General features: G+C 71.2%; 18 protein-coding genes and 1 riboswitch. Of the genes, 8 read left to right on the top strand and 10 right to left on the bottom strand.

Annotated features, from left to right (window positions below):
* Positions 1-46: 46 nt before the first annotated feature.
* A riboswitch (ZMP/ZTP riboswitch) is annotated at positions 47-138 on the bottom strand.
* 296 nt (positions 139-434) lie between these two features.
* Positions 435-1,640, top strand: a complete 1,206-nt coding sequence (gene rocD, locus BKA18_RS22465; protein WP_366044452.1) for an ornithine--oxo-acid transaminase — start codon at positions 435-437, stop codon at positions 1,638-1,640.
* Between the two features lie 107 nt (positions 1,641-1,747).
* The gene (locus BKA18_RS22460; RefSeq protein ID WP_366044453.1) at positions 1,748-2,245 is read left to right on the top strand and encodes a DUF1877 family protein; all 498 of its coding nucleotides are present in this window, start codon (positions 1,748-1,750) and stop codon (positions 2,243-2,245) included.
* Between the two features lie 164 nt (positions 2,246-2,409).
* On the opposite strand, the gene BKA18_RS22455 is transcribed toward BKA18_RS22460, so the two are convergent.
* A complete protein-coding gene (locus BKA18_RS22455) occupies positions 2,410-10,329 on the bottom strand; it encodes an Ig-like domain repeat protein (protein ID WP_366044454.1) in 7,920 nt (2,639 codons plus the stop codon).
* 466 nt (positions 10,330-10,795) lie between these two features.
* Between BKA18_RS22455 and BKA18_RS22450 the strand changes: the two genes are divergently transcribed.
* Positions 10,796-11,338 (top strand): GNAT family N-acetyltransferase, encoded by a 543-nt coding sequence (locus BKA18_RS22450; RefSeq protein WP_366044455.1) that lies wholly within the window; start codon positions 10,796-10,798, stop codon positions 11,336-11,338.
* Between the two features lie 133 nt (positions 11,339-11,471).
* Here the strand turns inward: BKA18_RS22450 and pdxR are convergent, their stop codons facing one another.
* Positions 11,472-12,923 carry a MocR-like pyridoxine biosynthesis transcription factor PdxR gene (pdxR, locus tag BKA18_RS22445; protein WP_366044456.1) on the bottom strand — a complete coding sequence of 484 codons (1,452 nt, stop codon included), beginning with the start codon at positions 12,921-12,923 and terminating at the stop codon, positions 11,472-11,474.
* A gap of 47 nt (positions 12,924-12,970) precedes the next feature.
* Here pdxR and BKA18_RS22440 point away from each other — a divergent pair, with 47 nt between their 5' ends.
* Genes BKA18_RS22440 through BKA18_RS22430 form a run of 3 tightly spaced genes read left to right on the top strand, consistent with a single transcriptional unit; the run spans position 12,971 to position 14,669 of the window.
* Positions 12,971-13,471: a carboxymuconolactone decarboxylase family protein gene (locus tag BKA18_RS22440; protein WP_366044457.1), complete on the top strand. Its 501-nt coding sequence runs from the start codon at positions 12,971-12,973 to the stop codon at positions 13,469-13,471.
* 5 nt (positions 13,472-13,476) lie between these two features.
* Complete coding sequence (locus BKA18_RS22435; protein WP_366044458.1) at positions 13,477-13,926, top strand: carboxymuconolactone decarboxylase family protein; 450 nt, start codon at positions 13,477-13,479, stop codon at positions 13,924-13,926.
* Positions 13,923-14,669: an isocitrate lyase/PEP mutase family protein gene (locus tag BKA18_RS22430; protein ID WP_366044459.1), complete on the top strand. Its 747-nt coding sequence runs from the start codon at positions 13,923-13,925 to the stop codon at positions 14,667-14,669. Before BKA18_RS22435 ends, BKA18_RS22430 begins: the two co-directional genes overlap by 4 nt.
* Positions 14,670-14,698: 29 nt before the next feature.
* Here BKA18_RS22430 and BKA18_RS22425 read toward each other — a convergent pair whose 3' ends face one another.
* The 7 genes from BKA18_RS22425 to BKA18_RS22395 all read right to left on the bottom strand — a co-directional run bounded on the left by BKA18_RS22425 (position 14,699) and on the right by BKA18_RS22395 (position 22,517).
* Positions 14,699-14,920, bottom strand: coding sequence for a hypothetical protein (locus BKA18_RS22425; RefSeq protein ID WP_006603704.1), 222 nt, complete (start codon positions 14,918-14,920; stop codon positions 14,699-14,701).
* Positions 14,921-15,111: 191 nt separating this feature from the next.
* Positions 15,112-16,104: an ABC transporter substrate-binding protein gene (locus BKA18_RS22420; protein WP_366044460.1), complete on the bottom strand. Its 993-nt coding sequence runs from the start codon at positions 16,102-16,104 to the stop codon at positions 15,112-15,114.
* Between the two features lie 2 nt (positions 16,105-16,106).
* Positions 16,107-18,107: an ABC transporter permease gene (locus BKA18_RS22415; protein WP_366044461.1), complete on the bottom strand. Its 2,001-nt coding sequence runs from the start codon at positions 18,105-18,107 to the stop codon at positions 16,107-16,109.
* Positions 18,104-18,274, bottom strand: coding sequence for a hypothetical protein (locus BKA18_RS22410; RefSeq protein WP_167511620.1), 171 nt, complete (start codon positions 18,272-18,274; stop codon positions 18,104-18,106). Before BKA18_RS22410 ends, BKA18_RS22415 begins: the two co-directional genes overlap by 4 nt.
* Positions 18,274-19,407: a quaternary amine ABC transporter ATP-binding protein gene (locus tag BKA18_RS22405; RefSeq protein WP_006603707.1), complete on the bottom strand. Its 1,134-nt coding sequence runs from the start codon at positions 19,405-19,407 to the stop codon at positions 18,274-18,276. Before BKA18_RS22405 ends, BKA18_RS22410 begins: the two co-directional genes overlap by 1 nt.
* On the bottom strand, positions 19,407-20,957 hold the full coding sequence (locus BKA18_RS22400; RefSeq protein ID WP_366044462.1) for a GMC family oxidoreductase: 1,551 nt from the start codon (positions 20,955-20,957) through the stop codon (positions 19,407-19,409). The genes BKA18_RS22405 and BKA18_RS22400 overlap by 1 nt, the downstream gene beginning before the upstream one ends.
* 57 nt (positions 20,958-21,014) lie before the next feature.
* On the bottom strand, positions 21,015-22,517 hold the full coding sequence (locus tag BKA18_RS22395) for an aldehyde dehydrogenase family protein (protein WP_235448570.1): 1,503 nt from the start codon (positions 22,515-22,517) through the stop codon (positions 21,015-21,017).
* Positions 22,518-22,743: 226 nt separating this feature from the next.
* On the opposite strand from BKA18_RS22395, the gene BKA18_RS22390 reads away from it, so the two are divergent.
* Together BKA18_RS22390 and BKA18_RS22385 are read left to right on the top strand one after the other, a co-directional pair.
* On the top strand, positions 22,744-23,568 hold the full coding sequence (locus tag BKA18_RS22390; RefSeq protein ID WP_366044463.1) for a hypothetical protein: 825 nt from the start codon (positions 22,744-22,746) through the stop codon (positions 23,566-23,568).
* Between the two features lie 168 nt (positions 23,569-23,736).
* Entirely contained in the window at positions 23,737-23,946 is a 210-nt protein-coding gene (locus tag BKA18_RS22385; RefSeq protein WP_366044464.1) for a DUF5988 family protein, read from the top strand.
* A 27-nt stretch (positions 23,947-23,973) separates the two neighbouring features.
* Here BKA18_RS22385 and BKA18_RS22380 read toward each other — a convergent pair whose 3' ends face one another.
* Positions 23,974-24,966: a hypothetical protein gene (locus tag BKA18_RS22380; RefSeq protein ID WP_366044465.1), complete on the bottom strand. Its 993-nt coding sequence runs from the start codon at positions 24,964-24,966 to the stop codon at positions 23,974-23,976.
* Positions 24,967-24,968 lie beyond the last annotated feature (2 nt).

Below are 24,968 nucleotides of genomic sequence, written 5' to 3'. Positions count from 1 at the left end.
GACATGGTGTCCTCCGGGGCGGTCGATCGGTGGTCCGGTCGTGGTCCCGGGGTGCCCAGGCGGGGCGGCACCTCGTGAGGTTTCCCGCACACCGCTTCCTCGAGGTTGTTTCCCCGTACGCCAGTCGCGATGTGCACCGCAGAGTCTAGGGCCTGTCCGATGGGTCAGGGTCGGGAAGGCCGCGGCGTCTGGTGCGGTGCATCGCAAGGCGCCGGAGCGGCCTGATAGCGGAGCTATCGGGACGCTTCGGCAACGCCGCGAGGTGCCGTGCCAGGCGCCGCGGGCCCGGCCATGACCCATCGGACAGGCCCTAGGACACCCCCGGCCCCCTGGTCGGCGAAACGTCGCAGGTCCGGTCGGTCCCGCCGGGCGCAACAATGGAGGGGGACGCGGCAGCGCCCGCGCCCCGCACGGTCTACCGAACGGAGTCACCGGTGACGTCCACGGAACGCTTCCTCGCCGCTGCCGAGGCCCACAGCGCGCACAACTACCACCCGCTGCCCGTCGTCGTGGCCTCCGCCGAGGGTGCCTGGATGACGGACGTGGAAGGCCGGCGCTATCTGGACATGCTCGCCGGCTACTCCGCGCTGAACTTCGGGCACGGCAACCGCCGCCTGCTCGACGCGGCCAAGGCGCAGCTGGACCGGGTCACGCTCACCTCCCGCGCCTTCCACCACGACCGGTTCGCGGAGTTCTGCACCCAGCTGGCCGAGCTGTGCGGCATGGAACTCGTCCTGCCGATGAACACCGGCGCCGAGGCGGTCGAGACCGCGATCAAGACGGCCCGCAAGTGGGGCTATCAGGTCAAGGGCGTCCCGGACGGCCGGGCGAAGATCATCGTCGCCGACCACAACTTCCACGGCCGCACCACGACCCTCGTCTCCTTCTCCACCGACCCCGAGGCGCGCGCGGACTTCGGCCCGTACACCCCCGGCTTCGAGATCGTCCCCTACGGCGACCCGGCCGCGCTGGAGGCCGCCGTCGACGCCGACACCGTCGCCGTCCTCCTGGAGCCGATCCAGGGCGAGGCGGGCGTACTCGTACCGCCGCCGGGCTACCTGGCGGGCGTACGGGAGCTGACCCGCAGCCGGAACGTGCTGTTCATCGCCGACGAGATCCAGTCCGGCCTCGGCCGCACGGGCCGGACCTTCGCCTGTGAGCACGAGGACGTGGTCCCGGACATGTACGTCCTGGGCAAGGCGCTGGGCGGCGGGGTGGTGCCGGTCTCGGCGGTGATCTCCTCCCGCGAGGTGCTGGGCGTCTTCGCACCCGGCGAGCACGGCTCGACGTTCGGCGGCAACCCGCTCGCCTGCGCGGTGGCCCTGGAGGTCATCGCGATGCTGCGCACCGGCGAATTCCAGCAGCGGGCCACGGAGTTGGGCGAGCATCTGCACAGCGAGCTGGGGCTGCTGGTGGGCGACGGCGCGGTCGACGCGGTGCGCGGCCGCGGCCTGTGGGCGGGCGTGGACATCAACCCGTCCCGCGGCACCGGCCGGTCCGTCTCCGAGCAACTGATGACGCGCGGCGTCCTGGTCAAGGACACCCACGGCGCAACGATCCGCCTCGCCCCGCCGCTGATGATCAGCAAGGAGGACCTGGACTGGGGGCTCGACCAGCTGCGGGGCGTGTTGGAGGGGTGAGACGGGGGCGAGCGCCAGGAGACGGGACGTCTCGCTGTCAGTGCCTCGAAGTACGTTCTGTCCTCTCGGCCTGACAGACGGGCCGCCGAACGGGAGGACTCGTCGCCGTGAGCATCCACCTACACCTGCGCGCCGTCGCGGCATCCGAGATCCGGGACGACCACACCTGGCTTGCGGCGTTCATGTGGACGGCTTGGGAGAACCACCCCGACGAGTACGCAGCGGGCATCGCCGACTCGATCGACAAGGTCTGGAGCTCCGTCAATGACCTCTACGCCGCAGCCGAAGCCCTCGATGCAGATGCCGACGAGCCCTGGACGCTGCCGATATACGGCGGCCGCCCCGTGGCACACAGCGCAGACGCCGACCCCTCCAACCCACCCATGATGATCCTGGACCCGCCTGGGGTGTCACAGGCCGCAGACTTCCTCGCGAGGGCCTCTTTCGACGAGCTGTGGCACGTCGCCAGTGCCAAGCTCGCCGGCTGGGGCCAGGACGAGGCGCAGGCCAGGCAGGAGTTCCTCGACCATCACAGGGACCTCCAAAGGCTCTACGGGCGGGCGGCTGCAGCAGGCCACAGCGTGGTCAAAGCCGTGTGGGCCTGAGACGTCGTCACGCGCCGGCTCCAGGCGCGATGCCCGGGCCGGGGCCGGACGCGGGCTGCCGGGGGGGGCAAGCTCAGGGGCACACGGCAGGCGCCGGACCGCCCCTACGGACGGCCCGGCGCTGTGCGGTGAGTGAGTGCGTGGATATGGATCGGAGCGGACGGTTAGATGACGGTCTGGGTGTCGGTTCCGGTGGAGGTGCCGAAGTTGGTGTCTCCCGTGTAGTTCGCCGTGACCACGTAGTTGCCCGTCGCGAGCGCGGAGCTGACCGTCGCGACACCGCTGCCGTTCAGGGTGCCGGTGAGGTTCACGGTGGTCACCCCGTCGGTGATGGTGAAGTTGACGGTGCCCGTCGGGGTGCCGCTGCCGGGGGCCAGCGCCGATACGAAGGCGATGAACCCGACCGTCTGCCCGTTCGTGGACGGGTCGGGGAACGACGTGGCCGTGGTGAGTGTCGAGGCCTGGTTCACCGTCTGGGTGTCCGTCCCGACAGAGCTGGCGAAGTTGGCGTCACCGTTGTAGGTCGCGGTGACGTTGTGCGTACCTGCCCCCAGCGTGTTGGTGGTGACGGTCGCGACCCCCGCGACGACGGTGCCGGTCAGCGTGCCGCCCCCGACACCGTCGATGACGAAGGTGACGGTGCCGGTCGGGCTGCCCGCTCCGGGCGAGTTGACGGCGACGTTCGCGGTGAAGGTCACCAGCTGCCCGAACGTCGAGGGGTCGGGCGAGGAGGTGGCGGTGGTGGTCGTGGACGCCTGGTTGACGGTCTGGGTGTCGGTGCCGCTGGAGGCAGTGAAGTTGGCGTCACCGCTGTAGGTCGCGGTGACCGTACTGGTGCCAACCGGGATGGCGGTGGTGCTGACACTGGCCGTACCGCCCGAAAGCGTCGCCGTCAGCGTCGGACCACCCGTCACCACGAACGTGACCGTACCGGTCGGCGTACCCGCGCCCGGAGACACCGGCGCCACGGTGGCCGTGAGGGTCACCGACTCACCGAACACCGACGGGTCCGGAGACGTCGTGACCGCAGTGGTCGTCGCCGCCTGCGTCACCGTCTGCGTGTCCGAACCGACCGAACCGGTGAAGTTGCCGTCGCCGCTGTACGTCGCCGTGACGGCATAAGTCCCTGCCGTCACCAGCCCGTTGGTGCTGACGCTCACCGTCCCGCCGCTCAGCGTGCCGGTCAGGCTCACCGTCGTCACACCGTCGGTGGCGACGAACGTCACCGTCCCGGTCGGCGTACCCGTCCCCGGCGACACCGGAGCGACTGTAGCCGTGAAGGTCACCGTCTCACCGACCACGGACGGGTCCGGAGCCGAGGAGACCGACGTGGTCGTCAACGCCGGCGCCACCGTCTGGGTGTCCGAACCACTGGAGCCGGTGAAGTTCGCGTCACCGCCGTAGGTCGCGGTGACGGTGTGCGTACCGACCGGAATGGCGCTCGTGCTGACACTGGCCGTACCGCCCGAAAGCGTCGCCGTCAGCGTCGGACCACCCGTCACCACGAAAGTCACCGTGCCGGTCGGCGTACCCGCACCGGGAGACACCGGCGCCACCGTGGCCGTGAGGGTCACCGACTCACCGAACACCGACGGGTCGGGAGACGTCGTGACCGCAGTCGTCGTCGCCGCCTGCGTCACCGTCTGCGTGTCCGAACCACTGGAACCGGAGAAGTTCCCGTCGCCGCTGTAGGTGGCCGTGACGTTGTACGTCCCGGCGGTCACCAGCCCGTTGGTGCTGACGCTCACCGTCCCGCCACTGAGGGTGCCGGTCAGGCTCACGGTGGTGTCACCGTCGGTGGCGACGAACGTCACCGTGCCGGTCGGCGTGCCCGCACCCGGCGACACCGGCGCCACGGTCGCGCTGAACGTCACCGTCTCACCGACCACGGACGGGTCCGGAGACGAGGAGACGGACGTGGTCGTCGCCGCCTGGGTCACCGTCTGGGTGTCCGAACCACTGGAGCCGGTGAAGTTCCCGTCACCGCTGTACGTCGCCGTGACGGTACTGGTACCGACCGGAATGGCTGTCGTGCTCACGCTCACCGTGCCCCCGGAAAGGGTGCCGGTCAGCGTCGGACCGCCGGTGACCACGAACGTGACCGTACCGGTCGGCGTACCCGCGCCCGGAGACACCGGCGCCACGGTGGCCGTGAGGGTCACCGACTCACCGAACACCGACGGGTCGGGAGACGTCGTGACCGCAGTGGTCGTCGCCGCCTGCGTCACCGTCTGCGTGTCCGAACCGACCGAACCGGAGAAGTTCCCGTCACCGCTGTACGTCGCCGTAACGGTACTGGTGCCAACCGGAATGGCAGTCGTGCTGACACTGGCCGTACCGCCCGAAAGCGTCGCCGTCAGCGTCGGACCGCCGGTGACCACGAACGTGACCGTACCGGTCGGCGTACCCGCACCGGGAGACACCGGCGCGACCGTGGCCGTGAGGGTCACCGACTCACCGAACACCGACGGGTCCGGGGACGAGGAGACCGCAGTGGTCGTCGCCGCCTGGGTCACCGTCTGGGTGTCCGAACCACTGGAGCCGGTGAAGTTCCCGTCACCGCTGTACGTCGCCGTAACGGTACTGGTACCGACCGGAATGGCAGTCGTGCTCACGCTCACCGTGCCCCCGGAAAGGGTGCCGGTCAGCGTCGGACCGCCGGTGACCACGAACGTGACCGTACCGGTCGGCGTACCCGCGCCCGGAGACACCGGCGCCACGGTGGCCGTGAGGGTCACCGACTGACCAAAGACGGACGGGTCGGGAGACGTCGTGACCGCAGTGGTCGTCGCCGCCTGCGTCACCGTCTGCGTGTCCGAACCGACCGAACCGGTGAAGTTGCCGTCGCCGCTGTAGGTGGCCGTGACGTTGTACGTCCCGGCGGTCACCAGCCCGTTGGTGCTGACGCTCACCGTCCCGCCGCTCAGCGTCCCGGTCAGGCTCACCGTCGTCACACCGTCGGTGGCGACGAACGTGACCGTGCCGGTGGGCGTCCCCGCACCCGGCGACACCGGCGCCACGGTCGCGCTGAACGTCACCGTCTCACCGACCACGGACGGGTCCGGGGACGAGGAGACGGACGTGGTCGTCGCGGCCTGGGTCACCGTCTGCGTGTCCGAACCACTGGAGCCGGTGAAGTTCCCGTCACCGCTGTACGTCGCCGTGACGGTACTCGTGCCAACCGGGATGGCAGTGGTGCTGACACTGGCCGTACCGCCCGAAAGCGTCGCCGTCAGCGTCGGACCACCCGTCACCACGAAAGTCACCGTGCCGGTGGGAGTGCCCGCGCCCGGAGACACCGGGGCGACCGTGGCCGACAACGTCACCGACTGCCCAAAGACGGACGGGTCGGGAGACGTCGTGACCGCAGTGGTCGTCGCCGCCTGCGTCACCGTCTGCGTGTCCGAACCGACCGAACCGGTGAAGTTGCCGTCGCCGCTGTAGGTGGCCGTGACGTTGTACGTCCCGGCGGTCACCAGCCCGTTGGTGCTGACGCTCACCGTCCCGCCGCTCAGCGTCCCGGTCAGGCTCACCGTCGTCACACCGTCGGTGGCGACGAACGTCACCGTGCCGGTGGGCGTCCCCGCACCCGGCGACACCGGCGCCACGGTCGCGCTGAACGTCACCGTCTCACCGACCACGGACGGGTCCGGGGACGAGGACACCGCAGTGGTCGTCGCCGCCTGGGTCACCGTCTGGGTGTCCGTACCACTGGAGCCGGTGAAGTTGCCGTCACCGCTGTACGTCGCCGTGACGGTACTCGTGCCAACCGGGATGGCAGTGGTGCTGACGCTGGCCGTACCGCCCGAAAGCGTCGCCGTCAGCGTCGGACCACCCGTCACCACGAACGTCACCGTGCCGGTCGGCGTACCCGCGCCCGGAGACACCGGGGCGACCGTGGCCGTGAGGGTCACCGACTCACCGAACACCGACGGGTCGGGAGAAGTGGAGACCGTCGTGGTCGTCGCCGACAAGCCCACGGTCTGGGTGTCCGCACCGACGGAGCCGGTGAAGTTGGCGTCACCGCTGTACGTCGCCGTGACGGTATAAACCCCGGCCGTCACCAGGCCGTTGGTGCTGACACTGACCGTGCCGCCGCTCAGCGTCCCGGTCAGGCTCACCGTCGTCACACCGTTGGTCACGAGGAAGGTGACCGTACCGGTCGGCGTACCCGCACCCGGAGACACCGGCGCCACGGTCGCAGTGAACGTCACCGTCTCACCGACCACGGACGGGTCCGGAGCCGAGGAGACCGACGTGGTCGTCAACGCCGGCGCCACCGTCTGCGTGTCCGAACCACTGGAGCCGGTGAAGTTCGCGTCACCGCCGTAAGTCGCGGTGACGGTGTAAACCCCGGCGGTCACCAGGCCGTTGGTGCTGACGCTGACCGTGCCGCCGCTCAGCGTGCCGGTCAGGTTCACCGTCGTCACACCGTTGGTCACGAGGAAGGTGACCGTACCGGTCGGCGTGCCCGCACCGGGGAGTACCGGGGCGACGGTCGCGGTGAACGTCACCGTCTCGCCGACCACGGACGGGTCCGGAGCCGAACTGACCACCGTGGTCGTCGAGGCCGGGGCCACGGTCTGGGTGTCCGAGCCGACCGAACCGGTGAAATTGCCGTCACCGCCGTACGTCGCGGTGACGGAGTAGACCCCGGCGGTCACCAGGCCGTTGGTGCTGACACTGACCGTGCCGCCGCTCAGCGTGCCGGTCAGGCTCACCGTCGTCACACCGTTGGTCACGAGGAAGGTGACCGTACCGGTCGGCGTACCCGCACCCGGAGACACCGGCGCCACGGTCGCAGTGAACGTCACCGTCTCACCGACCACGGACGGGTCCGGAGCCGAGGAGACCGACGTGGTCGTCAACGCCGGCGCCACCGTCTGCGTGTCCGAACCACTGGAGCCGGTGAAGTTCGCGTCACCGCCGTAGGTCGCGGTGACGGTGTGCGTACCGACCGGAATGGCGCTCGTGCTGACGCTCGCCGTACCGCCCGAAAGCGTCGCCGTCAGCGTCGGACCACCCGTCACCACGAACGTCACCGTGCCGGTGGGCGTACCCGCACCGGGAGAGACCGGCGCGACCGTGGCCGACAATGTCACCGACTGCCCGAAGACCGACGGGTCCGGAGACGTGCTCACCGTGGTGGTCGTCGACGCCTGACCCACGGTCTGGGTGTCCGTGCCGACCGAACCGGTGAAATTGCCGTCACCGCTGTACGTCGCGGTGACGGAGTAACTTCCGGCCGTCACCAGGCCGTTGGTGCTGACACTGACCGTGCCGCCGCTCAGCGTCCCGGTCAGGCTCACCGTCGTCACACCGTTGGTCACGAGGAAGGTGACCGTACCGGTCGGCGTCCCCGCACCCGGAGACACCGGGGCGACCGTGGCCGTGAAGGTCACCGTCTGCCCGACCACGGACGGGTCCGGGGACGAGGAGACCGACGTGGTCGTCGCGGCCTGCGTCACCGTCTGGGTGTCCGAGCCGCTGGAGCCGGTGAAGTTCGCGTCACCGCTGTACGTCGCCGTGACGGTACTGGTACCGACCGGGATGGCGCTCGTGCTGACGCTCGCCGTACCGCCCGAAAGCGTCGCCGTCAGCGTCGGACCACCCGTCACCACGAACGTCACCGTGCCGGTCGGCGTACCCGCACCGGGAGACACCGGCGCGACCGTGGCCGACAACGTCACCGACTGCCCGAAGACCGACGGGTCCGGAGACGTGCTCACCGTGGTGGTCGTCGACGCCTGACCCACGGTCTGGGTGTCCGTGCCGACCGAACCGGTGAAATTGCCGTCACCGCCGTAGGTCGCGGTGACGGTGTGCACTCCGGCGGTGAGGGCGCTCGTGCTGACGGTCGCCGTACCGCCGGACAGGGTGCCGGTCAGCGTCGGACCGCCACTGATGACGAAGGTGACCGTGCCGGTCGGGGTGCCCGCGCCCGGAGACACCGGGGCGACCGTGGCCGTGAAGGTCACCGACTGTCCGACCACGGACGGGTCCGGGGACGAGGAGACCGACGTGGTCGTCGCTGCCGGGGCGACCGTCTGGGTGTCGGTGTCGCTGGAGCCGGTGAAGTTGGCGTCACCGGCGTAGGTCGCGGTGACGGTGTAAACGCCCGCGGTCACCAGCCCGTTGGTGCTGACGGCCGCGACGCCGGCGCCGTCCAGGGTCCCGGTGAGGTTCACCGTGGTGACCCCATTGGTGATGTTGAACGCGACGGTGCCGGTCGGGACGCCGGCGCCGGGGGCCACCGGCCCGACAAAGGCGGTGAAGGTGACCGACTGCCCGGTCACGGAGGGGTCGGGGAAGGAGGTGACCGTCGTGGTCGTCGCCGACTGGCCCACCGTCTGGGTGTCGGTGCCGCTGGAACCGGCGAAGCCGGCGTCGCCGCTGTAGGTCGCGGTGACGGTATGGGTGCCGACGGCCAGTGAGCTGGTCGTGACGGACGCCGTGCCACCGGAGAGGGTCCCCGTCAGGGTGCCGCCCCCGCCGCCGCTGATGACGAAGGTGACCGTGCCGGTGGGCGTGCCCGCCCCCGGGGGCACCGGCGCGACGGTGGCGGTGAACGTCACCGTCTGGCCGAAGGTCGAGGGGTCCGGGGACGAGGTGACCGTCGTGGTCGTCGCCGACTGGCCCACCGTCTGGGTGTCGGTTCCGCTGGAGCCGTTGAAGCCGGCGTCGCCGCTGTAGGTCGCGGTGACGGTATGGGTGCCGGGGCCGAGTGAGCTGGTCGTGACGGTTGCCGTACCACCCGAGAGCGTTCCGGTCAGGGTGCCGCCCCCGGTCCCGCCGATGACGAAGGTGACCGTGCCGGTCGGGGTGCCCGCACCGGGGGACACCGGCGCGACGGTGGCGGTGAACGTCACCGGCTGGCCGAAGGTCGAGGGGTCCGGGGACGAGGTGACCGTCGTGGTCGTCGAGGCCTTGTTGACGAGCTGGGAATCGGTGCCGCTGGAGCCGTTGAAGTTGCCGTCTCCGCTGTAGAAGGCCGTGATCGCGTGTGAGCCGACGCTGAGGCCGCTGACGTTCGCGCTCGCCGTACCGCCCACGAGCGGCACCGTCAGCGTCGGACCACCGGTGATGACGAAGGTGACCGTGCCCGTCGGGGTACCCGCACCGGGTGGGACCGGCACGACCGTGGCCGTGAGCGTCACTGTCTGCCCGAACACGGAGGGGTCCGGGGACGAGGTGACCGTCGTGGTCGTCGAGGCCTTGTTGACGAGCTGGGTGTCGGTGCCGCTGGAGCTGGCGAAGTTGACGTCGCCGCTGTAGGTGGCGGTGACCGCGTGTGAGCCGACACTCAGGGCGCTGGTGGTCACGCTCGCCGTACCGCCCACGAGCGGCGCCGTCAGCGTCGGACCACCGGCGATGACGAAGGTGACCGTGCCCGTCGGGGTGCCCACAGCGGGTGGGACCGGCGCGACCGTGGCGGTGAAGGTGACCGGCTGGCCGAACACCGATGGGTCGGGCGAGGACGTGACCGTGGTGGTCGTCGACGCCTGGCCCTGCACGGTCTGGGTGTCGGTCCCGGAGGACGCCGCGTAGTTGGCACTGCCGTTGTACGTGGCGGTGACGGGGTGGGTGCCGACGCCGAGGGTGCTGGTGGTGACGCTGGCGTTGCCGCCGACGAGCGGTGCCGTCAGGGTGCCACCCCCGCTGCCCCCGATGACGAAGGTGACCGTGCCGGTGGGGGTACCGCTGCCCGGCGCGACCGGCGCGACATGGGCGGTGAAGGTGACCGGCTGGCCGAAGGTCGAGGGGTCGGGGGACGAGGTGACCGTGGTGGTCGTGGACGCCTGCAGCACGGTCAGCGAGGCCAGGCCGCTGGAGGGGGAGAAGAAGAAACTGCCGTTGTACTGCGCCGTGATGGTGTGGAAACCGACGTTGACGTTGTTGACGACCGCCGTCGCGGTGCCGCCGACGAGCGGCGCCGTCACGGTGGGCCCGCCGGAGACGGAGAAGGTGACGGTGCCGGTGGGTGTGCCCAGTCCGAGGGGGATAACAACTGCGGTTAAGGTCACGGGCTGTCCGAACACCGCTGGATTCGGTGCTGCGGACGCCAACGTGAGGGTCAATGTCATGGTGCGGTGCCCTTCGATGGGTGTGTGGAGGGCAGCGGGCCGTGCGCCCCCACCGAGCCCGAAGGGCTGCGGAGAGACGACAACTTCCTGTATGAGGGTGGGGCGGTGAGGGCAGCCGGCGGTGCCGGGCCTGCGGCGTACCGATGTCCCCCTGACAGGTGAGCAACCCGCCGACCGTTGGCATCAGTAGGCGCGCCCTTCACCCGTACGCGCCATAGCTGCCCCGGGGTTCCCTCCGGATGGCGCAGCGCTCGGCGACCCCAGGGGCACGCGAGGCGCACACCGCAGGCGTACGGATTGCGCAGACCGGCGCTGGGGTCACATACGGGCGGTCGGTACATTGCGTTTCCGGGGCGCCCCCGGGCCGTTGCCGGGGACGTCCCCAGGGCCGTTGCCGGACCGTCGCCGGCCCGGCGGCCCCTGGAGCCGGCCACGAGGGCCGGCCCACGGTGGGAAGGGTGACGCCATGACCGACAGCACTCCGGTGCCCGCGCCCGGCGCGATACGGGGCGATCTGACGCTGCGCCATCCCCGGCCGTCGGACCACCCGCGCCTCCAGGAGGCGCTGGCCGACTGGTGGGGCGGGCTGGGTGGTGAAGCGGGCGCGCTGCAGCGGCAGTTGCTGGTGCCGCGACTGTTTCTGCAGCACTTCGCCGGCACCAGCTTTCTCGTCGAACGCCCGGACCGGGCCCTGCACGCGTTCCTGATCGGCTTTCTGTCCCAGACGGATCCGCGGACCGCATACATCCACTTCGTGGGCGTGTGCCCGGACGGCAAACGGGACGGCGTCGGCAGGGCGCTCTACGAGCGGTTCTTCACGCTGGCCAGGGAGGCCGGCCGCAGCCAGGTCCGCTGCATCACCAGCCCCAACAACCGCGACTCCCTCGCGTACCACTCCCGTATGGGCTTCCGTCTGGAACCGGGCGACCGGGAGGAGGACGGGGTGCCGGTGCAGACGGATTACGACGGGCCGGGGCTGGACCGGGTGGCGTTCGTCCGGGAGTTGTAGCGGGGGGGCGCTTCCCGGCGGCGGGGCGTCGGCGCAGGGTCGTACGGCAACGGGGCGCCGGAGCATGGCGGTCCGGCAACGGGGCGCCCGCGCGCGGTCATCCAGCCGCGGGGCGCCGGCGCACGGCCGTCCGTCACTCCCCCGGCGGCAGCGCCCTGATCAGCGCGTCCAGGACGCCTGCGAAGGAGTGGTCGGGCGGGGTGCCGTAGGCGACGACCAGGGCGTCGCGGGGCGGCGTGGGGGCGGCGGGGTCGCGGAAGTCGCTGAGGCCTTCCAGGGCGAGGCCCTGCCAGCGGGCGGCCTGGACGAGGGACTGTTCGGTGCCGGGCGGGAGTTCCAGTACGGCGTGGAGTCCGGCGGCGATGCCGGAGACATGGACGTGCGGCGCGCGGTCGGCCAGAGCGGCCACCAGCTGGTCGCGGCGGCGCCGGTAGCGCAGCCGCATCCCGCGCAGATGCCGGTCGTAGGCGCCCGAGGAGATGAACTCGGCGAGGGTGAGCTGCTCCAGCTGCCCGGACTGCCATTCGCCGGTGCCCTTGACGGCGAGCAGCGGATCGACGAGGCGGTCCGGCAGCACCATCCAGGCCAGCCGAAGTGCGGGGGCCAGGCTCTTGCTCGCGGTGCCCAGGTACACGACGTGGTCGGGGTCCAGCCCCTGGAGCGCGCCGACCGGCTGGCGGTCGTAGCGGAACTCCCCGTCGTAGTCGTCCTCCAGGATGTAACCACCGGTGGCGCGCGCCCAGTTGACGGCGGCGGCCCGGCGGTCGGGGTGCAGCGGAACGCCGGTGGGGAACTGGTGGGCGGGGGTGAGGAGGGCGGCCCGCAGGTCGTCGAGGGCGGCCAGCTCCTCGGTACGGGCGCCGTGTTCATCGACGCCGAGGGGCACGGTGCGCAGACCGGCGCGCTCGATGACGTCCCGGTGGAAGCCGAGGCCGTACGACTCGGTGGCCAGCCGGCCGGCGCCCAGCGTGCGGCCGAGCAGGGCCAGCCCCTGCATGAAGCCGGTGCAGAGCACGATGCGGTCGGGGTCGGTGTGGACGCCGCGGGCGCGGGCCAGGTAGTCGGCGAGGACGGCGCGCAGTTCGGGGCGTCCTGCCGGGGTGCCGTAGCCGAAGGCCTCGCTGGGCGCGGCGGTCAGTGCGCGGCGGGCGGCGGCGAGCCAGGCGGTGCGGGGGAAGGCGGCGACGTCGGGGGTGCCCGCGGTGAGGTCGAAGCGCGGCCGGCCGGCGCGGTGCGGCGGGCCGGGGGCGCGGCGGGCGGTAGGCGCCGTGCGCGGCGGCACCCTCCCCCGGACCCCGTCCGGGAGGTGCCCCCAGGCGACCCGGGTGCCGGAGCCCTGGCGGGCGCTGAGCCAGCCCTCCGCGACCAGTTCGGCGTAGGCGTCGGCGACGGTGTTCCGGGCGATGCCGAGGTCGGCGGCGAGGGAGCGGGAGGACGGCAGCCGGGTGCCGGGGGCCAGCCGCCCGGACCGTACGGCTTCGCGCAGCGCGCGCAACAGGGCCACTCGCAGGCCGCCGGGGCCGCTGAGGTCCAGATGCAGATCACGACCGAAAGTGGCCCAGGAATTGGCCCAGGAATCCTCCATGGAAGTGGACCATACCGCTGCGCCATTGCCGCCGTAGCGTCGTAGCCATGACGACCGACGACACACCGGCGCCCGGCGCCTCCGGCACGGCACCGGCGCACGACCACGGACCCCGGCTGCACTGGGCACAGCGTGCCCCCGAGGTCTACCGAGCGATGATCGCGCTGGACGCGGCGGCCAGGAAGGACGTCGACCCGGCCCTGGCCGAGCTGGTCAAGATCCGCGCCTCGCAGCTCAACAAGTGCGCGTTCTGCCTCGATATGCACCTCACCGACGCCCGCAAGGCCGGCGAGAGCGAGGAGCGGCTGCACCTCCTGCTCGCCTGGGCGGAGGCGCCGGACCTCTACACCCCGAAGGAGCGGGCGGCGCTCGCGCTCACCGAGGCGATCACCCACCTCACCGACGGCTTCGTCCTCGACGAGGCCTACGCGCAGGCGACCGCCCACTTCGACGAGACCGAACTCGCCCACCTGATCGCCCTGATCACCACCATCAACGCCTGGAACCGGTTCGGCGTGAGCACCCGCATGACCCCGGGGAAGGCGTGACCGCGATGACCCAGCGCATGAAGTTCTGGGGTCGGATGTCCGCGTTCGGCCGGGCCCAGCTCCGGCTGACCACGGCCGCCAAGGAGGGGCTGGGGGATCCGGTACTGGCCGAATTGGTCGTCCTGCGCGCCTCACAGCTCAACCGGTGTGCGTTCTGCATGGACATGCACGTGAAGAACCTGCGGGAGGCGGGGGTCGACCGGCGGCGGATCGATCTGCTGCCCGCATGGGAGGAGTCCGGCGACCTCTACACCGCGCGCGAGCGGGCCGCCCTCGCCCTCACCGAGGCGGTCACCGTCCTCACCGACGGCTTCGTCCCCGACGAGGTCTACGCGCAGGCGGCCGCCCACTTCGACGAGACGGAACTCGCCCACCTGATCGCGGTGATCGTCGCCATCAACAACTGGAACCGGGTCAACGTCACCATCCGCCAACCTCCGGGAGAAGAGCTATGAGCGCCACCGTACTGCGGGATCTGCACCACGGCCGGAAGCCGGGCGATCCGCTGGTACTGCCCGGCCCGTGGGACGCCGCCAGCGCCCGGGTCTTCGCCGATGCGGGCTTCCCGGCGCTGGCCACCCCCAGCGCCGGCGTCGCCGCCAGCCTCGGCTACGAGGACGGGCAGACCCCGGCCGGCGAGATGTTCGCGGCCATCACCCGGATCGTACGGGCGGTGGACATCCCGGTCACGGCGGACGTGGAGGCCGGATACGGGCTCGCCGCACAGGAGTTGGTGGCCCGGCTCATGGACGCCGGCGCGGTCGGCTGCAACCTGGAGGACACCGACCACGCCACCGGCGCCCTCCGCGACCCGCAGGAACAGGCGGACTGGCTGGCGCAGGTACGGGCCGAGGCGGGCGACGCCCTGGTCATCAACGCCCGCATCGACACCTATCTGCGGGGCGTCCCGGACGAGGACGAGACGATCCGCCGCGGCCGCCTGTACGCCGAGGCGGGCGCCGACTGCGTCTACCCCATCACCGCCCCACCCGCCCAACTGGCCCACCTGGCCACCGCCATCGGCCTCCCCGTCAACGCCGTGGTCCTGCCGGACGGCCCCGCCCCCCGCGAACTCGGCGCCCTCGGTGCCGCCCGGGTCACCTTCGGGCCGGGGCTCCAGTGGAGGGCGATGGCGGCGGTGCGGGAGATGGCGGAGGGGTTGCGGGCGGAAACGACGGGCCGCACGGACCGCACGTAAGGCGTGGCCGGGCGTGGGTCGGGCTCCCGCTACCGGCCCGCCCCGGCCCTGGGGTCCCGGTACGCGGAGTGGGGCGCCCCCGCCGACGCCCCGTGGCGGAACTCCGCGAGCTGTTCCGCCGTCGGGTACCACTTCTTGTCGCAGCGGCAGCACCACCAGCGCCAGTTGTCCCAGTCGGTGTCGGTGGTGGCGGTGTCCTTCCACAGCCAGTCGTGGCAGTCGGTGGTGGGGCACTTCGGCGGCAGCGGCATGGGGGGCCTTCCCTCGGCAACGGCTTCCCAGCGTGCTGCGCCCGCGGGTGCGCGGCGGGGCAACACGAGGCCGTCACCCGAACGAGCGAGAGAAGCGGGGGGGCGTGCCCCGTGCCGCCGCCCCACAACACAGCCGCGGGCGGCCGCACCCATGGTGCGACCGCCCGCGGCCCCGTGCTCTCCCCTTACGGCTACTTCTTGGGGAGCCACTTCTTCCAGACCTCCGGGTGCTTGTTCACCCATTGCTTGGCCGCCTCGTCGGCGGTCAGCCCCTTCGAGGCGATGTCCTCGGACACCTCGTTCTGGTCGTCCTTGGTCCACTTGAAGTTCTTCAGGAAGGCCGCGGCGCTGCCGCCCTTCTTGGCGAACTCGGTGTTGAAGAACTTCTGGAGCGGAGTGGTCGGGTAGGCGCAGTCGATGGACGTGGGGTCCTTCGTGCCCTTCTCCGCGCAGGCGTCGGTGTACTTGGGGAGCTTGACCTCCACCATCGGCACCTGGTTGAAGAGCCACTGCGGCTCGTACCAGTACGTGAGGAAGGGCTTCTTCTCCTTGGCGAACTGCTGGATCTGGGTGATCTGCGCCGCCTCGGAGCCCGCGAAGACGACCTCATAGTTGAGCTTGAGGTTCTTCACCAGCGCCTTGTCGTTGGTGACATAGGACGGCGAACCGTCCATCAGCTGGCCCTTGTTGCCGCTCTCCGAGGTGCGGAGCTGGTTTGCGACCTTGTTGAGGTTCTTCCAGTCGGTGACCTCGGGGTGCTTGTCGGCCCAGTACTTGGGGACATACCAGCCGATGTGGCCGGTGACGCCGTTGCCGCCGGCAGCGGTGATCGTCTTCTTGTCCTTGACGTACCGCTTTTCCTGGTCCGGGTGGCCCCAGTCCTCCAGGATCGCGTCGACCCGGCCCTGGCTCAGGGCGTCCCAGGCGGGGATCTCGTCCACCTGGACGGTGTCGACGTGGTAGCCCAGCTCGTGTTCGAGCAGGTACTTCGCCACCGCGACGTTGGACTGCGCGCCGACCCAGGTCTGTACGGACAGGGTGACCGACTTGGAGCCCTTGGCCGCGGCGAACGGCGAGGTCTGCTTGGTCATGTCGGCCTTGCCGCAGGCCGACAGGGAGAAGGAGAGGACCGCCGTGCCGGCCAGCGCGGCCGTCCCGATGATCATGGTGCGCTTACGGGACATGGTCAGACTCCCTTCCCCGTCGTGCGGCGTTCCGTGGGTTGGGTCACCCGGTCGAGCATCAGGCCCAGGCACACGATGGCCACACCCGCGACCAGGCCGAGGCCCAGGTCGCCGGTGGCGAGGCCGGTGACGACGTCGTAGCCGAGGGCACCGCCGCCGACCAGACCGCCGATGATGACGACGGCGAGGACGAGGACCACGCCCTGGTTGACGGCCAGCAGCAGGGCGGGCCGGGCCAGCGGGAGCTGGACCTGGCGCAGCATCTGCCAGCGGGTGGCGCCCAGGGAACGGGCGGACTCCATGGCGGCCGGGTCGACCTGGCGCAGGCCCTGGGTGGTGATGCGGATGACGGCCGGCAGGGCGTAGACCACGGCCGCGGCGGCGGCCGGGGCGCGGCCCACGGCGAACAGCGCGACCACCGGGATGAGGTAGACGAACTGCGGCATGGTCTGCATGACGTCCAGGACCGGACGCAGGATGGCCTCCAGCCGCTTGCTGCCGGCCGCGAGGATGCCGATGCCGAAGCCCAGCACCAGGGTCACCACCAGGGCGGCGAGCACCTGGGAGAGGGTGTTCATGGACGGCTTCCACACGCCCAGCACACCGATGGCGGCCATCGCGAGGACGGCGGTCAGCGCGGTGCGCCAGGTGCCGATGAGCCAGGCCAGCGCGGCGACGATGAGCAGCGTGCCGTACCAGGGCAGCGCGGTCAGGCCGTCCCGCAGCGGGTTGAGCACCCAGTCGGTGAAGTGCGCGGCCCAGTCGGCGGTGCCGCCGATGACGGGGACGCCGGAGTAGAGGTGGTTGACCATCCACTCCTTGAAGTGGTTGACCGGGTGGGCGATGTCCACGGCCCAGGCGTCCGGCCAGACCAGGGAGCCGCTCAGCCGGCCGAGTCCGGCGAAGACGGCGGTGACCACGGCGGCGCCTGCCCAGGGCAGCCAGCCGCGCAGCCACGCCGGGCCGGTGACGGGGGCGTCCGCGCCGAGCCGTTCGCCGGCCGCCGCGGTGGTGCGGTCCATGACGATGGCCAGCAGCACGATCGGGATGGCGGCGGCGAGCGCGGCGCCGACGTCGACCGAGGCGAGGGCCTGGTAGACGCGGTCACCGAGACCGGCCGCGCCGATCATCGAGGCGATGACGACCATGGACAGCGCCATCATGATCGTCTGGTTGACGCCGAGCAGCAGCTCCTTGCGGGCCAGCGGGAGCCGGGCGGTCACCAGCCGCTGCCGACTGGTGGCGCCGAGCGAGGCGACGGCTTCCAGGACGTTGGGGTCGGCGCCGCGCAGACCGAGAGCGGTCAGCCGGGCCATCGGCGGGGCCGCGTAGATGACGGTGGCCAGCAGCGCGGCGGGGACGCCGATGCCGAAGACCAGCACCACGGGCAGGAGGTAGGCGAAGGCGGGCAGCACCTGCATGGTGTCCAGCACCGGGCGCAGGATCCGGAACAGCCGCTCGGACAGTCCGGCGGCCAGGCCCAGCAGCGTGCCGACGGCGACCGAGACAGCCACCGCCACGACCATCAGGGCGAGCGTCTGCATGGTCGGGACCCACATCCCGAGCAGGCCGCTGACCAGGAAGGAGATCAGCGCCGTTGCCGCGATGCGCAGACCGGCCACGCGCCAGGCGAGCAGCGTCATGCCGATCGTCACGCCGGTCCAGCCGAGCGCGAGCAGCAGCAGGTAGACGGCGCGGACGGAGATCACCACGGCGTTGCTGAGGTGACCGAGGAAGTATACGAACAGCCAGTGGCTGTCACGGTTGTTGATGATCCAGTCGCTGGTCTTGCCGAGCGGGCCGGAGACATCGACGGTGAGGGCGGACGGCCAGGCGGCGCCGTACTTGGTGGCCAGCAGCGGGACGAGCACGGCCGCGGCGACGACGAGCAGCAGGAGCTTGGCGAGGCCACGGCGGTGCAGCAGGGCCTGGGCCGGGCCGGGCTTGGGGGCGTCGGCGCCGAGGCCGCGCTGCGAGGCCGGGGGTGCGGAGACAGTGCTCATGCTCGCCCCCGCTTCACGGTGCCGGCAGGGACGTTCAGGGCGGCGCAGCGCTGGGCCTCGCGCCAGTGGCGCAGCAGGGTGGCGCGCAGCCGGGCCCGCGGGGTGGCCGCGGGAGCTCTGGAGCCGACGGCGCGCAGGGCGCCGCCGCGGGTGGTGGCGGCGTACATCAGGCTGCCACCTCACCGTGCTGCGGACCGTCGACCCGGGCGACCACGTTCAGCAGACAGGCGTGGTCGACGATGCCCACGCAGCGGCCGTCGTCGACGATGCGGACCGCGCCGCCGGAGCGGGCGACCGCCTCGATGGCTTCGGAGATCAGGGTGTCGGGGCCCAGCGCCGGGCCCTGGTCGGCCTCGCCGTCCTCGACGGGGCGCATCGCGCGGCGCACGGTGAGGACCTGCTCGCGCGGGACGTCACGGACGAAGTCGCGGACGTAGTCGTCGGCCGGGGAGCCGACGATCTCCTCGGGGGTGCCGAGCTGGACGATCTGCCCGTCGCGCATCAGGGCGATCCGGTCACCGACCCGCAGCGCCTCGGCGAGGTCGTGGGTGATGAAGACCATCGTCCGGCCCTCCTCGCGGTGCAGGCGGACGACCTCTTCCTGCATGTCGCGGCGGATGAGCGGGTCGAGCGCGCTGAACGGCTCGTCGAAGAGCAGCACCTCGGGGTCGACGGCGAGCGCGCGGGCGAGCCCGACGCGCTGCTGCTGACCGCCGGAGAGCTGGCCGGGGCGACGCTTCTCCAGTCCGTTCAGACCGACCTTGTCGACGATCTCGCCGGCCTTCTTGCGGCGCTCCGCCTTGCCGACGCCCTGGATCTCCAGGCCGTAGCCGACGTTGTCGACGACGCTGCGGTGCGGCAGCAGACCGAAGTGCTGGAAGACCATGGCGGCGCGGCGGCGGCGCAGTTCGCGCAGCGTGGTGCGGTCCATGGCGCGGACGTCCTCGCCGTCCATCTCCAGCTCGCCGCTGGTCGGCTCGATCAGCCGGGTCAGGCACCGGACGAGGGTGGACTTGCCGGAGCCGGACAGCCCCATCACGACGAAGACCTCGCCCTTGTGGACGTCGAAGGAGACGTCCCGGACGGCGGCCACACAGCCGGTCTTCTCGCGCAGCTCCTGGGCGCTCAGGTCGGTGACCGAGGCGTCGCCGGGGATGCGGTCGGCCTTGGGGCCGAAGACCTTCCAGAGGTGACGGACGGAGAAGACGATCTCACGGCCGTCGGACTCCGGAGCGGTGGAAGCGTCCTTGGACGTGCGGGCGTTGGGTATCTCGGATGCGCCGGCGGAGGTGGTAGCCATCACGCATCACCTCCTTGGGTTGGAGCCTTATGGAGCAGGTCGGCGCACTTCTCCCCCACCATGAGCACGCCCAGCATCGGGTTGACGGCCGGCATCGTCGGGAAGACGGAGGCGTCGGCGATACGGATGCCGGACAGCCCTCGGATCTTCAACTCAGGGTCGACAACGGCGAGTTGGTCATCGGCGGCGCCCATCTTGCAGGTGCCGGCCGGGTGGTAGACGGTGTGGGCCGCCTTGCGCACCAGCTCGCTGATCTCCGCGTCGTCGGTGACGTCGGGACCGGGGAAGACCTCCCGCTTGAGCCACTTGGCGAACGGCTCGGCCTGCGCGATCCTGCGGGCCAGCTTGATGCCGTCGACGAGGGTGTCGCCGTCGTAGTCGACCCCGTTCTCGTCCCGCTCGAAGTACCGGAAGTCGAGCGCGGGCTTGACCTCGGGGTCGGCGGAGGTGAGGTAGAGACGGCCGCGGGAGCGGGACTTGGGGATGTTGGGGGTCATCGAGACCCCGTGCTCGGGGCGCTCGTAGCCCAGCCGCTCGGGGTTGTCGGTGAACGGGATCTGGTAGAAGTGGAACATCAGGTCGGGGCCCTTGTGCTCCGGGTCCCGCTTGACGAACAGGCCCGCGTCGGAGTCCATCGCGGAGTTGTCCGGGATCGGCCCGTCGGTCTCCCAGACGATCACCGACTCCGGGTGGTCGAGCAGGTTCTCACCGACGCCCGGCAGGTCGAGCACGCAGGGGATGCCCAGCGCCTCCAGGTCCCGCTTCGGACCGATGCCGGAGTGCATCAGCAGCCGCGGGGTGTCGACGGCGCCGGCGCAGACCAGCACCTCGCGCGCGGCCTCGACGTAGACCTCTTCGCCGTCCTTGGTGCGGACGTGGACGCCCTTGGCGGCGGTGCCGTCCAGCTCCAGCTTGTGCGCCCAGGTCTCCAGCATCAGCGTGAGGTTCGGGCGGTCGCCGGCCTCCATGTGCGGGTGGAGGTAGGCGACGGACGCGGAGGAGCGCTTGTTGTTCTCCGGGTGGTAGGAGAGGTCGAAGAAGCCGACGCCCTCCTCGAAGGGCTGGTCGTTGAAGCCGACGACCTCGGGGACACCGAGTGCGGACTTCGTCGCCTCGATCCAGTCCGTGGCGATCTGGTTCTGGTCCTTCTTCGCCACCCGCACGATGTTGTTGCGGAGCTTGCCGAAGTACGGGTCCATCTCCTTGGCGCCCCAGCCGGCCGCGCCCGCCGCCGCCCACTCGTCCCAGTCGGACGGCAGCGGCTTGAAGGAGATCAGGGTGTTGTGGGAGGAGCAGCCGCCGAGGACCTTGGCGCGGCTGTGCAGGATGTGCGAGTTGCCGCGGGGCTGCTCGGTGGTCGTGTACTCGTAGTCCAGCTCGCCGCCGAGCAGGCCGAGCCAGCGGCGCAGCGTCAGCACCTCGTCGCGGTCGAGGTCGGAGGGACCGCCCTCGATGACGGCGACGGTGACGTCGGGATCCTCGGTGAGGCGGGAGGCGATGACGGAACCGGCGGTACCACCGCCGACCACGACATAGTCATACACAGGCATCGGGTGCTCCTTCTTGCAAAGTGCGTGGTGCGGGTGTTGCCAGGTGATTCCCGGGGTTCAGCCCGCGAACCAGCGCACCGGCTCCGGCCGGAGGTTTTCGTAAATGTGCTTGCTCTCGCGGTACTCGTCCAGACCCGTGGGACCAAGTTCCCGTCCGATGCCGGACTTGCCGAAGCCGCCCCACTCCGCCTGCGGGAGGTAGGGGTGGTAGTCGTTGATCCAGACCGTGCCGTGCCGCAGCCGGGCGGCGACCCGGCGGGCACGGGCGGTGTCGCCCGAGAAGACCGCACCGGCCAGGCCGTACTCGGTGTCGTTGGCGAGCGCGACGGCCTCGTCCTCGGTGGTGAAGGTCTCCACCGTCAGGATCGGGCCGAAGGTCTCCTCGCGGACGACCTTCATCTCGCGGTGGCAGCCGTCGAGCACGGTGGGCGCGTAGAAGTAGCCGGTGGCCGGGCGGACGGCGGACGGCTCGGGCCGGGCGCCGCCGCAGCGCAGCTGGGCACCCTCGGCCAGCGCGGAGGCGACGTACGCCTCGACCTTGTCGAGCTGCTGCTGGGAGACCAGCGGGCCGCACTCGACGCCGTCCTCGGTGCCCCGGCCGAGCTTGATCTTTTCGGCGCGGCGGGCGAGTTCGGCGACGAAGCGGTCGCGCACCGACTCCTCGATGATCAGCCGGGCACCGGCCGAGCAGACCTGCCCGCTGTGGATGAAGGCCGCGTTCAGCGCCTGGTCGACGGCGGTGTCGAAGCCTTCTTCGGTGGCGCAGGAGTCCGCGAACACCACATTCGGGTTCTTGCCGCCGAGCTCCAGCGCGATCTTCTTGGCACCGGAGACCGCGGCCGCGCCCGCCTTCGTCCCGCTGACCAGACCGCCGGTGAAGGAGAACAGGTCGACGTCGGGGTGCTCGGCCAGCCGCTGGCCGACCGGCAGGCCCGCGCCGGTGACGATGTTGGCGACCCCGGCCGGCAGCCCGGCCTCGACCAGCAGCTTGATCAGGTGCACGGTCGACAGCGGGGTGACCTCGCTGGGCTTGATCACAAAAGTGTTGCCGGCCGCGAGGGCCGGCGCGATCTTCCAGCTGGCCTGGAGCAGCGGGTAGTTCCAGGGCGTGATGAGGGAACAGACACCGACCGGCTCGTGCACGACCACGCTGTGCACATCGGGCGATCCGGCGTCGACGACCCGGCCGCCGCTCTCGTTCATCACCACATCGGCGAAGTACCGGAAGGCGTTGGTGACGTCGTCGACGTCGACCCGGCCCTCCTCCAGCGTCTTGCCGGTGTCGCGGCTCTCGATGAGGGCGATCACCTCACGGTCGCGCTGGAGCAGATCGGCGACGCGGCGCAGCAGCGCGGAGCGCTCGGCGACGGCGGTACGGGGCCAGTCGCCCTCGTCGAAGGCCCGGCGGGCGGCGGCCACGGCCGCGTCGGCGTCCTTGGCACCGCCCTCGGACACCAGCTGGAGCGTCGTCGCGTCGGCGGGGTCGAGGACCTCCCGCGTTTCGCCGGATGCGGCGGGGAGCCACACCCCGTCTACGTGAATGGTCTCGATTGACGACACGTCGTTACTGCCTTCCGGTTACCGATTGTTCCCACTGGTGCAACCACTGGCGTCACCAGCAACGATGACCCCTCCCCGGAAGCGACGGACCTATGCCCAAACATTCATGGAAAGTGAGCCGACTCACTCAACGTGCAGCGTAATGTCCGGGAACCTAACCTGAATAGCCGTATGTCCATGGCGATGTCCATGACTCTTCGTCCCCCTGGGGACCGGAGGTGGCCAGATGACCAGCAGACGGCGCGCAGCCACCGCCCCCGCGGCCCTGACCTGCGGTGCAGCCCTCCTCATGGGGATCGCCTGTACGGGGTCCACAGCGGCGGCCGGCGCATCCGACGGCGGCGAGGGAGACCTCGCGCACAAGTCGGCCCAGCAGATCTCCGACGAGGCACTCCACCAGCTGGTCGGCGCGCAGTCCCTGCGGCTGCGCACCAGCACCAGCGCCGACCCCACGAAGCTCGACCTCACCCTCGACCGCGCCGGCAACTGCACCGGCGCCGTCAGCAAGGGCCACCTCGGCCGCGTCGAGCTCGTCAAACGCGGGAACCAGGTCTGGATGAAGCCGGACGCGGCCTTCTGGAAGAGCCAGCTGCCCGGCAGCAAGGGCGACAAGGCCGCCGCGAAGTACAAGGACACCTTCCTGCACGGCACCACCCGGGACCCCTTCCTGCGGGGCCTGTCCGAGGCCTGCGACCTCAAGGCGTTCCAGAAGTCGGCCGCGGGCCCCGACGAGGAGCAGCCCCCGCCCGGCGCCCCGTCACCCTCCGTGACCCCCACCCTCACCAAGGGCCGGCCGACCACCCATGAAGGCGCCCGCGTGCTGCCCGTCATCAAGAGGGCCGACGGCGCGGTCCAGACCCTCTACGTGGCCATCGACGGCAAGCACTACCCCGTCAAGCTCACCGCCGAGGCCGACCACCAGAGCGCCACGATCCTGCTGAGCAACTACGGCACCCCGGTCTCCGACCGGACACCCGCTCCCGGCCACACGGCGGACATCTCGGCGCTGGAAGACTTGATGCAGGGGTCCCAGGAGTCCGAGAGCGCGTGACGCGCACGGACGTGGGAATCACCCTCGCCACCGAAGGGTTCCCCCCGGGACTGACCCCGGGAGTGCCCATGGCCCGACGCAGCGCCTGCCTGTCGATGCGCCCGGAGCCGTCACCCGCGCTGCCGAACCAAAGGGGCCGCGGCCGGCCGGCCGAAAGACAATGCAGGCATGGCTGACACAGCGGCGAAAGCAGTGCTCGAAGGCGGCCCCGAGGAGCTTCCCGAGCGGATCGTGCCGATCGATCCTCCCGGGACCGAGCTGAAGATCCCGTTCCGTAACGGCTATGAGCACTTCCGGGCCACCGGCCGGCAGCAGGACACCGCCGAGGGGGCGCTGCCCGTCTACGAGTGGTGGGAGCGCACGGAGCTGCCCGGGTAGCCGGATTCCGCGCGCCGTGCGCACCGCTCAGACATGCGGCACGAACGTCCGCAGCGCGATCTGCTGGGTCCCCTCCTGCTGTGGCCAGTCGTCCTCGGGGCCCAGGACGAGTACGGCGAACTGGCGGCCGTCGGTGGCGGTGAAGGCACAGTCGACGACCTTGACCCGCACACCGAGCCGCTTGCTGTCATAGGCATAGACCAGTTGGTTGGCATCTATGCCCGGTCCCGGGAAGCCCAGCGGCTCCAGGCTGATCTCCTCGTACCCGGGATTGCCGGACAGCCCCTGTGACGCCTGCTGGAGCGCCTCGCGCGGGGTGATCTCGGGATCGGTGATCTCGAAGATCTGCACCAGCCCGCGGTCGTCCGGGGCGGTGTAGAACACCCCGGTCTTGCGCTCGCTGCGCGTCCAGGTGCCGGGCACCGCGAGGGTGAAGCCCTTCTTGTCGTGGACGAGGCGGAAGCCGTCGGGCAGGTCGCTGAGGGTGGGGGCGGGCGCGACGCCGTCCGAGGCGTCGGTGTGCGACGCGGTGGCCGTGCCGCCCGTGGCGGACGCCTTGGCGCGGACCGACGGGTGGGCGTCGGCCCGATCCCCGCCGTGGCCCCAGAGCAGATAGCCGCCGCCGAGGGCCACCGCGATCAGGGCCACCGCCGCCCCGGCGACCAGTCCCGTCCGGCGCCGGGCACCGGGTGCGTAATCGGCACCGGACGCGGAGGTGAGGTACGGGTCGGGGGCGTACGGGTCAGGGGCGTACGGGTGGGCGTGGGCGGCGGGGTCCGGTAAGGCGCTGGGGTGCGGATAGGGGTACGTGGTGCGGGGGGCGGGGTCTGCGGGAGGCGCGGCGTCTGCCGCCCCCTCGGCCCTGCCGCCGGCCGCGGCTTCTCCCGCCCCGTCCCCGCCGACCGACGGGGTGAAGGACGGCCGGGGCGGCGGCGGGCCGGTGTACGGCGCGGGCGGCGGGGTGCCGTCCTCCCAGCGCTGGGTCTCGTTGTTCCAGCGGGCCTGCCCGCCGCGCTTCATCG

Source organism: Streptomyces auratus (assembly GCF_050433025.1).
GTDB lineage: Bacteria > Actinomycetota > Actinomycetes > Streptomycetales > Streptomycetaceae > Streptomyces > Streptomyces sioyaensis.
The sequence above is the reverse complement of the archived record's forward strand: the minus strand, read 5'-3'. Positions and strand labels throughout refer to the sequence as shown.

Excerpts from the sequence above, each read along its gene's own strand:
- BKA18_RS22455 (WP_366044454.1), bottom strand. The coding sequence starts at position 10,329 with ATGACATTGACCCTCACGTTGGCGTCCGCAGCACCGAATCCAGCGGTG.
- BKA18_RS22450 (WP_366044455.1), top strand. The coding sequence starts at position 10,796 with ATGACCGACAGCACTCCGGTGCCCGCGCCCGGCGCGATACGGGGCGAT.
- pdxR (WP_366044456.1), bottom strand. The coding sequence starts at position 12,923 with ATGGAGGATTCCTGGGCCAATTCCTGGGCCACTTTCGGTCGTGATCTG.
- BKA18_RS22440 (WP_366044457.1), top strand. The coding sequence starts at position 12,971 with ATGACGACCGACGACACACCGGCGCCCGGCGCCTCCGGCACGGCACCG.
- BKA18_RS22435 (WP_366044458.1), top strand. The coding sequence starts at position 13,477 with ATGACCCAGCGCATGAAGTTCTGGGGTCGGATGTCCGCGTTCGGCCGG.
- BKA18_RS22430 (WP_366044459.1), top strand. The coding sequence starts at position 13,923 with ATGAGCGCCACCGTACTGCGGGATCTGCACCACGGCCGGAAGCCGGGC.
- BKA18_RS22425 (WP_006603704.1), bottom strand. The coding sequence starts at position 14,920 with ATGCCGCTGCCGCCGAAGTGCCCCACCACCGACTGCCACGACTGGCTG.
- BKA18_RS22420 (WP_366044460.1), bottom strand. The coding sequence starts at position 16,104 with ATGTCCCGTAAGCGCACCATGATCATCGGGACGGCCGCGCTGGCCGGC.
- BKA18_RS22415 (WP_366044461.1), bottom strand. The coding sequence starts at position 18,107 with ATGAGCACTGTCTCCGCACCCCCGGCCTCGCAGCGCGGCCTCGGCGCC.
- BKA18_RS22410 (WP_167511620.1), bottom strand. The coding sequence starts at position 18,274 with ATGTACGCCGCCACCACCCGCGGCGGCGCCCTGCGCGCCGTCGGCTCC.
- BKA18_RS22405 (WP_006603707.1), bottom strand. The coding sequence starts at position 19,407 with ATGGCTACCACCTCCGCCGGCGCATCCGAGATACCCAACGCCCGCACG.
- BKA18_RS22400 (WP_366044462.1), bottom strand. The coding sequence starts at position 20,957 with ATGCCTGTGTATGACTATGTCGTGGTCGGCGGTGGTACCGCCGGTTCC.
- BKA18_RS22390 (WP_366044463.1), top strand. The coding sequence starts at position 22,744 with ATGACCAGCAGACGGCGCGCAGCCACCGCCCCCGCGGCCCTGACCTGC.
- BKA18_RS22385 (WP_366044464.1), top strand. The coding sequence starts at position 23,737 with ATGGCTGACACAGCGGCGAAAGCAGTGCTCGAAGGCGGCCCCGAGGAG.
- BKA18_RS22380 (WP_366044465.1), bottom strand. The coding sequence starts at position 24,966 with ATGAAGCGCGGCGGGCAGGCCCGCTGGAACAACGAGACCCAGCGCTGG.